General features: G+C 62.9%; 12 protein-coding genes. 7 read left to right on the top strand and 5 right to left on the bottom strand.

What is annotated here, in order from left to right; all coding sequences use genetic code 11:
* Window positions 1–55 precede the first annotated feature (55 nt).
* The 3 genes from ACNPNP_RS11025 (at window position 56) to ACNPNP_RS11015 (ending at window position 4110) form a co-directional block, all read left to right on the top strand.
* A complete protein-coding gene (locus tag ACNPNP_RS11025) occupies window positions 56–1000 on the top strand; it encodes an amidohydrolase family protein (RefSeq protein WP_448966059.1) in 945 nt (314 codons plus the stop codon).
* A 4-nt stretch (window positions 1001–1004) separates the two neighbouring features.
* Window positions 1005–1799, top strand: a complete 795-nt coding sequence (locus tag ACNPNP_RS11020; RefSeq protein ID WP_448966058.1) for an enoyl-CoA hydratase/isomerase family protein — start codon at window positions 1005–1007, stop codon at window positions 1797–1799.
* Between the two features lie 394 nt (window positions 1800–2193).
* A complete protein-coding gene (locus ACNPNP_RS11015; protein ID WP_448966057.1) occupies window positions 2194–4110 on the top strand; it encodes a flavin-containing monooxygenase in 1917 nt (638 codons plus the stop codon).
* Between the two features lie 64 nt (window positions 4111–4174).
* On the opposite strand, the gene ACNPNP_RS11010 is transcribed toward ACNPNP_RS11015, so the two are convergent.
* Window positions 4175–5431, bottom strand: coding sequence for an acyl-CoA dehydrogenase family protein (locus tag ACNPNP_RS11010; protein WP_448966056.1), 1257 nt, complete (start codon window positions 5429–5431; stop codon window positions 4175–4177).
* A 229-nt stretch (window positions 5432–5660) separates the two neighbouring features.
* Between ACNPNP_RS11010 and ACNPNP_RS11005 the strand changes: the two genes are divergently transcribed.
* From ACNPNP_RS11005 to ACNPNP_RS10990, 4 genes are read left to right on the top strand one after another with little or no spacing between them, the layout of a single operon-like run.
* Window positions 5661–6473 carry a crotonase/enoyl-CoA hydratase family protein gene (locus ACNPNP_RS11005; protein WP_448966168.1) on the top strand — a complete coding sequence of 271 codons (813 nt, stop codon included), beginning with the start codon at window positions 5661–5663 and terminating at the stop codon, window positions 6471–6473.
* Window positions 6470–6955, top strand: a complete 486-nt coding sequence (locus ACNPNP_RS11000) for a MaoC family dehydratase (protein WP_448966055.1) — start codon at window positions 6470–6472, stop codon at window positions 6953–6955. Before ACNPNP_RS11005 ends, ACNPNP_RS11000 begins: the two co-directional genes overlap by 4 nt.
* The gene (locus ACNPNP_RS10995; protein WP_448966054.1) at window positions 6945–8633 is read left to right on the top strand and encodes an AMP-binding protein; all 1689 of its coding nucleotides are present in this window, start codon (window positions 6945–6947) and stop codon (window positions 8631–8633) included. Before ACNPNP_RS11000 ends, ACNPNP_RS10995 begins: the two co-directional genes overlap by 11 nt.
* Window positions 8634–8644: 11 nt before the next feature.
* A complete protein-coding gene (locus ACNPNP_RS10990; RefSeq protein ID WP_448966053.1) occupies window positions 8645–9610 on the top strand; it encodes an NADPH:quinone oxidoreductase family protein in 966 nt (321 codons plus the stop codon).
* 16 nt (window positions 9611–9626) lie between these two features.
* Here ACNPNP_RS10990 and ACNPNP_RS10985 read toward each other — a convergent pair whose 3' ends face one another.
* The 4 genes from ACNPNP_RS10985 to ACNPNP_RS10970 form a co-directional block, all read right to left on the bottom strand.
* Window positions 9627–10244, bottom strand: a complete 618-nt coding sequence (locus ACNPNP_RS10985; protein WP_448966052.1) for a TetR/AcrR family transcriptional regulator — start codon at window positions 10242–10244, stop codon at window positions 9627–9629.
* A 95-nt stretch (window positions 10245–10339) separates the two neighbouring features.
* Entirely contained in the window at window positions 10340–11185 is an 846-nt protein-coding gene (locus tag ACNPNP_RS10980) for an SDR family NAD(P)-dependent oxidoreductase (RefSeq protein WP_448966051.1), read from the bottom strand.
* A 77-nt stretch (window positions 11186–11262) separates the two neighbouring features.
* The gene (locus tag ACNPNP_RS10975; RefSeq protein ID WP_448966050.1) at window positions 11263–12480 is read right to left on the bottom strand and encodes an NAD(P)/FAD-dependent oxidoreductase; all 1218 of its coding nucleotides are present in this window, start codon (window positions 12478–12480) and stop codon (window positions 11263–11265) included.
* Window positions 12477–12671, bottom strand: a complete 195-nt coding sequence (locus ACNPNP_RS10970; protein WP_448966049.1) for a ferredoxin — start codon at window positions 12669–12671, stop codon at window positions 12477–12479. The genes ACNPNP_RS10975 and ACNPNP_RS10970 overlap by 4 nt, the downstream gene beginning before the upstream one ends.
* Window positions 12672–12675: the final 4 nt, after the last annotated feature.

Genomic DNA, 12675 nt, shown 5'->3' with positions numbered 1-12675 from the left:
CTCCATCAGGCGCCCCGCTCCGCGCCCAGACAACGAAACTAGAAAGGAGAGATCTGTGCGTCGTGTCATCGACCTGTGTCTAGACCTTCCGCCGTCACCCAGCGAGACAGTGGAAACGCTCCGAGGCTATTTGTTTGATGAGGGCATGGCTCAAGCCAAGCGTCTCTACGCCCCCATGCTTCTGGGAAAGATCGGGCTGTCGTTGGACGACGTTGAAGCGGAGGCCGCCGCATCAGGAAACGATCGTGCGCTCGGCCGCGTCCGCGACGCAGCCGAGAACGCATCAGTGTCGGTCGATGACTTCGTTGCTAGCCTCGATGAGATCGGAGTCAAGTGGGGCATCACCAGCGCTGGGTACTTGAGCAATGAGAAGACTGCGGACGTGGTCAATACGTATCCTGACACCTTCAAAGGATTCATCACGGTTGATCCCACGGATCGGATGCAGGCCGTCCGAGACCTTGAATTCGCAGTGACGGAGTTGGGGCTACATGCCCTCTACATCACGCCCTTTAGATACGGTGCGCCAGCAAGCGACAAGCTGTTCTACAGCCTCTACACAAAGGCCTGCGAACTCGGAATCGCGGTTCACTTCCATTGCAGCCTGAGTGCGAACCCGAGCGTTCCCTACGATCTCGCGCACCCTCGCCACATCGACCAGGTGGCGATGGACTTTCCGGAGATGAGGATGATGGCCTCGGTGGCGGGGTTTCCTTGGGTGTTGGACTTCCTGATGCTCGCCGTGAGGCACTCCAACGTGTATCTCAACCTCGAGACGCACGCTCCTGAGAAGCTCAGCGCCCACGGAGCTGGGTTCGAGAGCTATCTCTATTACGGCGAGAACGTGCTTCAAGACCGGATCTGTTTCGCTTCGAACTGGACTGCACTGGGAGTCGGTCTCGACGAACAGATCTCTCAGCTCGAGCGGCTTCCCTTCTCAAACCGCACCAAGGAGAAGATTCTGTACGAGAACGCCGCGCGATTCTGGAACGAGGTATAGGCGAGTGGACCTGCAAAAGATCCGGGCCGAGGTCGACGGGCGCGTGGGAGTCATCACCCTCGACGATCAGCCGTCGAACCCTGTCAGCCGCAGAATGATCAAAGAGTTGCTCGCGACTCTCGATCGATTCGAGGCTGACGACGAGGTTCGTTGTGTATTGGTCCAAGCTGCGGGATCCGACTTCTCGGTCGGCGCCGGTGGCGATGAGGATGAGGAAGAAAGCGCCGAAGCCAAGGTGGGTGAGTACTCCGTAGCCGGGGGCGCGCTCGTAGACCGCATCGACTTCTACCGGAAGCCGACGATCGTCGGGGCTCGCGGGCTGTGCGTTGGCGGCTCGACCGCGATCTTCAACGCGTTCGACATCCGCATCGCAGGGGAGAGCTTCCGGATTAAAGACGGCGACGTCTATTACGGCAATGTCGGCTCGATGGGAATGGCCAGTCTCCGGCTTCCCCGATGGATCGGTCGTAATCGCGCGATGGACTACCTCTTCTTGCAGACGATCAGCGACCACGGTTACGGTGCCGAAAAGGCTTACCACATGGGCATCGTCAGTGAGGTGGTTGCTGACGATCTGCTGGAGGCGACATCTCTGCACTATGCGCGCAAGATGGCGACAGCGGCGCCGATCGCCGTGCGTCATTACAAGGAGTCCATCCGTACATCGATCTACGCGAGCTTCGAAGAGGGGCGCGCGCAGGAACTGCGGGCATCTCAGATCGTCAGCGCCACGGAGGATGCCCGACGTGGTCTAGAGGCCGTAACCCGAGGTGAGCAGGCCGAGTTCTACGGGAATTGAACTTCGGCTCGATGAGGGGCTGGACACTCTTTGGAGTTCCCAGCCCCTCATCGTTCGCGCCGTGCGCTTAGTTCTTCTCGGCCGCAACTCGCGAAACGGCGTTGGCGATCGTCACATACGAAGGCGGCGGGGCCCATCTGTAGGTGATTGTGGGTGATGGCAACGGCCAGACCCGTCTCGAGTTCTGCCCAACCAATGGATGAGCCAGCTCCGAGTGGTTGCTGGCACGGAGGTCAGTGCGAACACTCTGACCGTTCTCTGGACGGGTCTCCGAGAAGCCAATTCGTTAAAATGCACAAAAGTCTGTTGACAAGAATGGAATTCTGTCCTCAGACTAGAGATGTTGCAGCGAGCCCGTTTGCGACAGGTCGATGAAGACCGGAAGGACTCTGACATGACGACATTGGTCGAGGCTGAGAAGCCAACGATGAACGGATTGCGCGAGATTGTCGCCCAGTCCGACCCGGCAATATTGCTGGCAAGCCTGGTGTGCACGACCGGGGAGACTGATCGGATCGCACAGTTCGCCCCTCACATCTCCAGCGCAGTGGACAAGTTCAGCGTGCGAGGTCAACTGCCTCGTGAGCTGCAGAACGAACTTGAGGAGTGGGCGGTCGACGTCATCTCCAGGCTCGAAGACTTCGCAGATGATCGGGATCCGCGACTCCTCGGAGACGATGACTTCCTGGCCCTCGCGCGTAAGCTCACCGTGATCCCGGTCGAGCGCGAGCAGCTACCGTTCCTGCGAGACCAGGGCGGGTTTACACCGCTTCCCATCACTCTGCCACGCACTCGTAAGCCGCGCACGGGCTTCTCTCTCCTCGTCGTCGGGGCGGGTATGGCAGGTATCACCGCCGCGATCGCTGCGTCGCGCTCGGGGTTCGACGTGGAGGTGCTTGAGAAGAACGCGGGCGTCGGGGGAGTGTGGTGGCAGAATCGTTACCCAGGCGTGGGCGTGGACACCCACAGCAAGTACTACTCGCTCTCCTTCGCGATCAACCCCGAGTGGACGAACTCTCATCCTGAAGGCGATGAGTTCAGGGAGTATCTTGAGGGCGTTGCGAAGGAGAACGAGGTCTACGACAAGATCACCTTCAACGCCGAGGTGACGGCGATGGAGTGGGATGATGAGGCCGGTCATTGGACGGTCACCTACGTCCAAGACGGCACAGAGCACCAGGTCACCGCGACCGCTGTGCTGACCGCGGCGGGATATCTGACTCGACCGGTTCTCCCGCAGGTTCCTGGCGTCGATACGTTCTCGGGAGAGTCTTTTCACTCTGCTGAGTGGAGGGACGACTACGACTTCACAGGCAAGCGCGTCGCGGTGATCGGCACAGGCTGCACGAGCGTGCAGATCGTCGACTCTCTCGCCCCGGTTGCTTCCTCCATCACCCTGTTCCAGCGCCAGCCACACTGGGTCGGGCCGAGTGCCGGCGACAGCACAGTGCCCGAACCTGAGCGATGGCTGCTCATGAATGTGCCGACGTACAAGGAGTGGGCTCGTCTGCAGATGTTTCTCATCACAGGCGACGTCAACTACGCAGCGGTTCGCTATGACGAGGACTGGGCGCGTACGCACGACCGTTCGATCAGCGAGGCGAACCATCGCGGCATGGAGATGATGCTCGCCTATCTGGAGGAATCGTTCAGTGATCGCCCTGACCTCAAGCAGGCCCTCACGCCGGACTTCGCTTTTATGGGTAAGCGGCCGGTGCGCGATCCCGGGTCGTACTATGCCACGCTGAAGAAGGACTCGACGACGCTCGTGAACGGAGGCCTCGTTGAGGTGCGACCTGAGGGCCCTGTCGCAGCCGATGGAACGCTGCATGAGGTCGACGTGATCGTCTACGCGACGGGGTTCACGCTCGAGTACCTCTCCCACTGGGACATCATCGGGCGCGACGGGCAGAAGCTGCGCGACGTCTGGGGGGACACCCCGGAGGCATACCTGGGCTGCCAGGTGCCTGGGTTCCCGAACCTCTTCGTCACGTCTGGCCCAAACGCCAATCCGTCGCACGGCGGTGCACACAACTTCTGCGTGGAAGCTGTCGTCCACTACGCAGTCGAGTCGTTGCAGACGCTTGTAGAGACGGATTCGCGGAGTATCGAACCAACGCCGGAGGCGCAAGCCGAGTGGATCGCTGAGATCCGTGACAAGCTGGCCGATTCGATCTGGGGGCGAGAGACGCGTGCCAACACGTACTACCGCAACGCCAAGGGAGAGGTCCTCCTTGCGAGCCCGTTGACCATGCAGGACTACTGGGAGCGTCTGCGCGAGCCTGACCTCACAAAGATGCGCCTCGAATAGTCGTGTGACAGAGCGCATCGGCTCGGCGCCCGGATTGGGGTGCTGAGCCGATGCGCTCTGTCGTTCACACGACGATTTGCGGCGAGCGAGAAAGCTCCGCTTTGGCTATTCCCCGCAGGTGCACCTCGTCCGGGCCATCGAAGATTCGCATTGCGCGATGCCAGCCGTAGAGTGCGGCGAGCGGGAGATCATCGGAGACACCCTCTCCGCCGTGCACCTGGATCGCGCGATCGATGACCTGAAGCGCCACTCGTGGGATAGACACCTTGGCCATCGATACCAGCGTCGCTGCCGCAGCGTTGCCGTGGAGGTCGATGACTCGAGCCGCGTGCTGGCAGATCAGTCTCGCCTGGTCGATCGATATCCTCGACTCGGCGATGTCTGCGCGTATGGTTCCCTGCTCTGCAAGTGGGCGTCCGAAGGCGATCCGCGTGTTGGCTCGCTTGACCATGAGAGCAAGTGCGCGCTCGGCGGCTCCGAGAGCACGCATGCAGTGATGGATCCGCCCAGGCCCGAGCCGTGCCTGAGCGATCGCGAAGCCTGCGCCTTCCTCTCCGAGCAGGTTCTTCACAGGCACGCGCACATTCTCGAAGATCACCTCGCAGTGACCATGCTGGTCGTGTCGGCCGAACACCGGTACATCGCGAACAACCGTGACACCCGCCGTGTCTCGGGGAACGAGCAGCATCGACTGCTGCCGGTGTCTGGGAGCGGACGTGTCAGTCTTACCCATTACGAAGAGCACTCGGCAACGTTCGTCAGCGGCACCGCTGGTCCACCACTTGCGGCCGTTGATGACGTAGGAATCACCGTCGCGCTCTATACGGGTCTCGATGTTCGTAGCATCGCTGCTGGCCACGTCGGGCTCCGTCATCGCGAAAGCGGAGCGAATCTTCCCGTCCAGGAGCGGGACGAGCCACTGTGCCCGTTGCTGGACGCTGCCAAACATATGGAGGAGTTCCATGTTGCCGGTGTCAGGCGCTTGCCCGTTGATCGCCTCCGGGGCGAGCTCCATGCTCCACCCCGAGATCTCCGCGAGTCCGGCATAGTCGAGCTGAGAAATTCCAGATTCGGCGGGGAGGAAGAGGTTCCATAGCCCGCGTCGACGCGCCTCTTCCTTGAGGGTCTCAACCACTGGGGGAAGGGTGTGATCCTGGGGCCCGGCTGCTGCTCGGTAAGCGTGATATTCGTGCTCTGATGGCATCACATGCTCGTTCATGAACTCGATGAGTGACTCGCGCAACCGGCGCGCACGAGGGGAAGGGGTGAGATCGAGGCTGCTCTCCTCGTCTCCGAGTGGGTTGCTCACTGCTTGTTCCATTGCCACTACACCTATCTGCATCGATCGAGCGTTTGGATCTTCAACGATACCGGCCAGGTTGGGGAGCCGCTAGATAGGGCATTTCACCAGTGTTTGTCAGGCCTCTCGATCGTATGTGCTGCCCGACGCAAGGTGGTCAACATTGACGAACAGGCGTTCGTCTGAGAGAGTGACAGAGAGACAGCAACGGTCTGCCGTTGCAGCCGAAGTCGGCACCTCGAGGGAGTCAATGATGCCTCATCCGTCACCACTAGGCAGTGAACCCGTGCAACTGGACGACGCTGCCCCGATTCGGGTCGACACGGACGGTCGTGTCATGGTGATCACGCTGAACCGGCCCGCACGGCGAAACGCCGTCGATCTGGCGCTCGCCGTGGCCTTACGCGCCGCCCTCGATGACTTGGACGCTTGCCCCGACACCGCGGTGGGCGGCCTCACGGGCGCCGGCGGTTCTTTTTGCGCAGGTATGGATCTGGCCGCCTTTGGCGAAGGGGGAGAGGTACCCATCCTTGAGCGCGGCGGCTTTGCCGGAATCTGCAGTGCACCGCCGGCCAAACCCCTGCTCGCCGCCGTTGAAGGGTGGGCGCTCGCCGGCGGCCTCGAGGTAGCTCTGGCGTGCGATCTCATCGTTGCAGGCGACGGGGCGCGCTTCGGATTGCCCGAGACCTCGCGTGGACTCGTGGCAGCGGCGGGCGGTCTTGTGGAGCTTCCGCGTCGCGTGCCGCGCGCAATGGCGATGCAGATGGCTCTGACGGCAGAGCCTATCGATGCGCATGCGGCTTTGCAGTGCGGCCTGGTGAGTGAAGTCACCGCTGACGGCGATGCGCTTTCGAGGACTGTCGAGATCGCACACCGGATCGCCATGAACAGTCCGCACGCAGTTGCGCTCAGCAAGCGCATCATTGCGGAGTCCGCAGATTGGCCCGTTCGCGGCTGGGAGCGAGCACAGGACGAGCTGCTCGGCGAAATCTTTACGTCGCCCGACGCGCTCGAAGGCGCCGCTGCATTCGCTCAGAAGCGCCCTGCGAGGTGGAGTTCGTGAGGGCGGCTCCGGTTCGGTTGCGCGGTGGCGATCTGGTAGGTCTCACCGATCGTGACCTCGGCGCCAGCGAATGGCTCGTCATCGACCAAGAGCGGATAAGCCTGTTCGCCGATGCGACCAACGACCACCAGTGGATTCATGTCGAACCGCGTCGTGCCGCACGCGGACCGTTCGGGGCGACGATCGCTCACGGGTACTTGCTGCTCTCGCTCGTGCCGGATCTACTTGCTGACGTACTCGTGCTCGAAGACGAAGTGCGAGGCACGAATGTGGGGATTGACCGCCTGCGCTTCCTGCTGCCCGTGCGAGTCGGCGACAGAGTTCGGCTGCGCGCGCGGCTCACTGACGCACAACTTCGCGATGACGGCGCGGTGCGCTACCGCGTCGCCGTCGAACTCGACGTGGACGGCGCAGAGCGCCCCGCCCTCGTCGGTGATCTGATCTTCCTTACATACACGGGACGGAACCACCATGACTACTGACGCTGAACCTCTGCCCTGGCATGACCTGTATCCGTCGGGTGTGAATGCCACTCTCACCGCGTCTGTGCCGACGTTGCTCGATGCGTGGCGCCGTCACGTCGCCGAACGACCGGCGGCTCCAGCCGTGTACGCGTTCGACCAGTCGCTGACGTTTTCGCAGATGGATGCAGCCAGCGACGCGCTCGCTAGCGCGCTGTTGGGAGGGGGAATGACAGCAGGCGACAGAGTGGCCGTCTACTTGCAGAATGACCCGCAGTGGATGGTGACGCTTCTGGCCGCGTTCAAGATCGGCGCTGTCGTCGTGTGCATGAACCCGATGCTGCGTGAGGCAGAGATGCGTCACCACTTGAGCGACGCGCAGCCGAAGGTGCTGGTGTGTCTGGACTCGCTCTATGCGGATGTCTTAGCCGGTATGCGGGACGAGAACCTCGTCGAACGAGTCATCACCACTGCGCCGTGGGATATGTTCCCCGACACTGCGCCGCCTGCCGCGTATGCCGCAGTTTGGGGTGAGCGCCAGACGTTCGCTGACACCGATGACTGGATCGCCCTGATGCGAGCAGCGGACGGACAGGTTCCGCCCCCGGTGCACGTCAGCGGGTCTGACGTCGCGATGCTCACGTACACCTCGGGTACGACAGGGCGAGCCAAAGCGGCCATGAACACCCACGCAGGCATGGCGCACAGCGCGGAGGTGTATGTGCGGTGGTTCGAGATCGACGCGGCGCATGATGTCGTGCTGGGCATCGCGCCGCTGTTCCACATCACCGGTAGCGTCGCAGCCCTTGGCGTGGCCATCCTCTCGGGGGCTCCGGTCATTCTGCTTCATCGCTTCGACGCCGCAGCGACGCTGACTGCGATTGAGCGCTGGAAGGCGACGTTCACCGTGGCCGCGAGCACAGCCTACAACGCTCTCGCGAGCCACCCCGAGGCGCACTCCCGTTCGCTCGGATCGCTGACGAAGGCCGCATCCGGAGGCGCACCGCTCAGCCGCGCGCTCGTCGGCTTTATCGCGGAGCAGACGGGATGGACGATCACCGGGGTCTACGGGATGACCGAGACCACATCTCCTACGCACCTCGCCCCGCGCGATCGCGAGGCTCCGATCGATCCCGACAGCGGAGCGCTGTCCGTGGGTATTCCCGTGCCGGGGGCAGATGTGCGCATCGTCGATCTTGAAACCGGAGAACCCTTGTCCGCTGGAGAGGCTGGCGAGATCACGGTCTCGGGACCCATGGTCGTTCCCGGGTACTGGGGCGATCAGCAGGCGACAGCAGCCGCAATCGTCGACGGAAGGCTCCGCACCGGTGACGTCGGTATCGTGCGCGACGACGGATGGCTGTTCGTGGTGGATCGGAAGAAAGACCTCATCATCGCTGGTGGTTACAAGGTATGGCCACGGGAGGTGGAGGAGATGCTTGCGCAGCACCCGTCGATCCGGGAAGCCGCTGTCGTGGGAGTTCCCGACGAGTACCGCGGTGAGACCGTGAAGGCTTACGTCAGCCTGCGGGCGGGCGAGTCCGTGTCGTCCGAAGACATCATCGCCTTCGCGAAGCAGAACATTGCTGCGTACAAGTACCCGCGCATTATCGAGATCGTCGACGAGTTGCCGAAGAACGCGTCAGGGAAAGTCCTGCGTCGCGATCTGCGAGAGTCTCTGAATGGGGCGGCATCATGAGGGCATTCCGCTTGACTGCGTACGAGGGGCCGTCCGGGCTTGTTCTGGAAGATGTGCCCGAGCCTGTGCGGTGTGCCGATGATCTCCTGGTTGCGGTGGATGCCATCGGCGTCAACTTCCCCGATCTGCTGATGACGCGGGGGCAATATCAGCTCAAGCCAGAGCTGCCGTTCGTGCCAGGGTGTGAATTGGCAGGCACGGTTATCGAGGCTTCTCCGCATTCAGGGTGGAGCGTGGGCGAACGAGTGAGTTCGTTCGTGTGGACCGGGGCATATGCCGAGCGTGCGACCATTCCAGTGGCCACGGCGGCACGCATTCCCGATGACATCGAGGCGACCACCGCTGCGGCGATGATCGTCAACTACCAGACCGTTCTGTTTGCCTTAGATCGTCGCGCTCGACTGCGCTCCGGCGAGACAGTCTTGGTGCTCGGAGCGGCCGGGGGAATCGGATCCGCAGCAGTGCAGATCGCTCGTGGTCTCGGCGCAACGGTTATCGCCGGTATCGCCGATGAGCAACAGCGCGTGGTCGCCGAGCGTTCGGGGGCCGACCAGGTGGTTGTTCTCGAACAGGGGTTCGCGAGCACTGTGAAGGACATCGCCGGAGGACGCGGAATCGATGTCGTCGTGGATCCCCTGGGGGACTGGCTCTTCGATGAAGCTGTCCGCACGCTTGCGCCTGAAGGCCGTATCGTCGTTATCGGTTTTGCCGCAGGGAAAATCCCGACGATTGCCGTCAACCGGTTATTGCTGCGCAATGCATCGGTGATCGGGGCAGCGTGGGGTGCATTCCTGGATCTTGAGCCTGAGCTCGTCAGCCGCCAGACCGATGCCATCCTGGGCATGCTGCGCAGCGGTGCCGTCAGACCACAAATCGATCGTATCGGCACATTCGCGGAGCTTCCGCAGGAGCTTGAGCGATTGAGTCGCGGGGAGATTCGCGGGAAGTCCGTCGTCTCGTTCGCTCAATTGTCGTAGATCAGCCGGCGTATCGTCAATCGTCGGGGTCGTGGTCCTGCGCCCGCAGGAAGTCGCGGATCGTATCGCTCAGCATGTCGAGCATCCCATCCACTGCCTCGCTTGTCGGCTCGGTGCCGTCCGTGGGATCGAAGAACTCGTCGAAGCACGTTTCTACGATGCGTACGAGGAGCACGGAGCGGTGGATGGCCGCCTGCGGGGAGAGGTGCCGCCACAGCGAGCCGTCGCCGAGAGCCGCGTTGCCCATCTCGGCGTGCCGAGCACGGGATTCTTCGAGCATCGCGCGGGTGGAGGCGGCGTAGGCAGCGCGGTTGCGTGCCGCGTCGGTGCGGTAGGCATCGGCGAAACGGCGGAGCCAGCCGCGCAGGCCGGTGGGAGTCCAGTCCATGAGCGAGCCGAACGCTTGCCAGTACTCTAAGCCGCCGCTCCACATTTCCTCGACGATCGCGGATAGGAGGGCGTCTTTGCCTTCGAAATGCGCGTAAAGAGTGGTGCGGCTCGCACCAGATGCTTGCAGTATGTCCTCGACGGACGTTTCGGTGAACCCCTTCTGCCCGAACAGACGCCCAGCGCACTCGATCAGGTGCGCCCGCGTGTTCGCCCTGTTCCGTTCGCGTAACGGCACAACGGTCACGTCCATAGGTTCAGTCTAGGGTGCGGTGTTCCCGGTGCCGGTGATTTGATCGACACCGCGAACAGTGCAGAAGCCTGTCCAGCGCATTTGTGGCGCTATCGACCGGCGCGCATCCCGCCGTCGACCACGAGTGTCTGACCGGTGATGAAGTCCGCGCCTGGAGAACTGAGGAAAAGCACTGCATCGGCGATGTTCTGCGGAACTCCCGCTCGACCGAGCGGCAGCGACTTTCCGATGTTGTCGAACGGCCTGCGGGTCTCCGGAGGCCAAGCCCCGCCGGTGAGGAGGTGCTCCTTCCCGTCGACCTGGATTGTCGAAATGCCATCATCGGGGCCAGCGGTCAGGCGTGTGCGTGTGAGCCCTGGAGCAACCGCGTTCACGTTGACGTTGTACTTGCCCCACTCCATCGCCAGCGTCGTGGTGAGGCCGATGATGCCGGCCTTGCCTGCACCATATGCGGCTTGATGGGGGGCACCCATGATGCCCCCGATCGAGGCGATGTTCACCACTTTGCGAATGGGTGCGTCGTCGCCGGCAGCGTGCGCCTGATCACGGAAGTAGCGACCCGCAGCCCGCAAGATGCGAAACGGCGCCGTCACGAGGACGTCGAGCACCGCTTCAAAGTCCTCATCGGTGACGTCTTCGGTGTAGGCGTAGGTGGCGTAGCCGGCGTTGTTCACGACGATGTCGAGACGGCCGAACTCAGACAGCGCCGTGTCGACGAGTTCGTCGGCGAACGCGCGACGAGCGATGTTGCCGACGGCCGCAACGGCGCGTCCGCCCGATGCCTGGGTCGCGGCGACGGCCTCTGCGGCAGGCTGCTCATCGAGATCGTTGACAACGACGGCGGCGCCGGCGCTGCTGAGGCGCTCGACGATCGCACGTCCTATCCCGCGCCCTCCACCGGTGACGATGGCAACCTTTCCGTCGAGTTCTGGCATCAGTGTCTTCTTTCGTTCGTGGTTCCATAGAGAAAACCGGTTGGTGTTGTGTATTCGATGAAGGCAATGTCGAACCCTCAAGCTCCCGCGCGACAGAAGGCGTCGCTGACCTCGTCCCAGCGCGTGCCTTCCCGCAGCAGCGTGGCGGCCTGTCGCAACTCGCGGTGTGCTCCTACTCCGACAACCGAAACAAGGCGTCCTTTGCGTCCGTGTGCGACAACTAATCGGTGGTCGTCGTGTAGCAGCACGACCTCGTCGTCATCGGCGCGCGGGGTCCCGTACCCTTGGATCCGGGACCCGAGTTGGTCGCTCCAGAAGTAAGGCAGGGCATCGTATGCGTCGTCGTGGCCATGGGCGATAGCGGAGCCGACGAATTGTCCCTGCTCTGTGGCATTCAAACGGTGTTCCACGCGGATCGCCGTATCCGAGCCCGGTCGTGGAGCGCGCGCGATGTCTCCAACCGCGCGCACATGAGTTGCGGCGCGCAGTTGCGCGTCGCAGCGTATACCGTCGCTGAGATCGAGTCCTGTGCCCTTGAGCCATCGCACGTCGGGTGCCGCGCCGAGCGCGAGAACGACGACGTCGACGCCTACGCGGGTGCCGTCGTCGAGTAAAACGCCCTGGACGCTGGAGTCTGCCGCTGTGACGATGCCCGCTAACGAGACGCCCATTGCCAGCTGCACCCCCGCCTCTTGATGGCGTCGTGCCAGCCAGAGTGCGGCTGTGGGGGTGAGCACCCGTCCGAGCGGTCGCGGAAGAGGGTCGATGAGGTGAACCTCGAGGCCGAGTGCCCGGGCGGTGGCCGCGAGTTCGGTTCCGATGAAGCCCGCGCCGATGATGGCGATCGCGTGTGCGTTCGTAAGTGATGAGCGCAGATCGTCGGCATCCCCGGCGGTGCGCAGCACATGTACACCCCGCGCTCCCGGAGGTATCAGGCCGCGAGGGGCGCGGGGGCGGACCCCCGTTGCGATGACGAGTTCGTCGAACGCGATCTCCTCGCCGTCTGAGGTGGTGAGACGACGGTTGCGTAGATCGGCGTCGATCGCGGAGCAACCCTCCCGCCAATCCAGGCCGAGGGTTTCGCGTTCGGCGGCGGATTCGAGGGCGATGTCGCTCCTTTTCCGAGAGCCGACGAGATAGTCCTTGGACAGGGGAGGACGATCGTAGGCGACACCTGCCTCATCCGCGACCACGGTGATCGCGCCGGTGAAGCTCTCGGCTCGCAATGCCCGGGCAGTATTGATGCCCCCCGCGCCGCCACCGACGATGACGACGCGTTCTACCTTGGTTGTCATGGCAGTATGCGGATTGCCTGCGCCGGGCAGAGACTCGCGGCGCGCTGCACGCGTGGAAGCGTTTCGTCGGGAATCTCTTCGGCGATGAGGAACGCGACGCCGTCGTCGTCTCGTTGGTCGAAGATGTCGTCGGCCACGGCTACGCACTGACCGCCGGCGACACAGCGATCTTGGTCGATTTCGATTTTCACGATC

It is taken from the genome of Microbacterium xerophyticum, assembly GCF_053543555.1.
The sequence above is the reverse complement of the archived record's forward strand: the minus strand, read 5'-3'. Positions and strand labels throughout refer to the sequence as shown.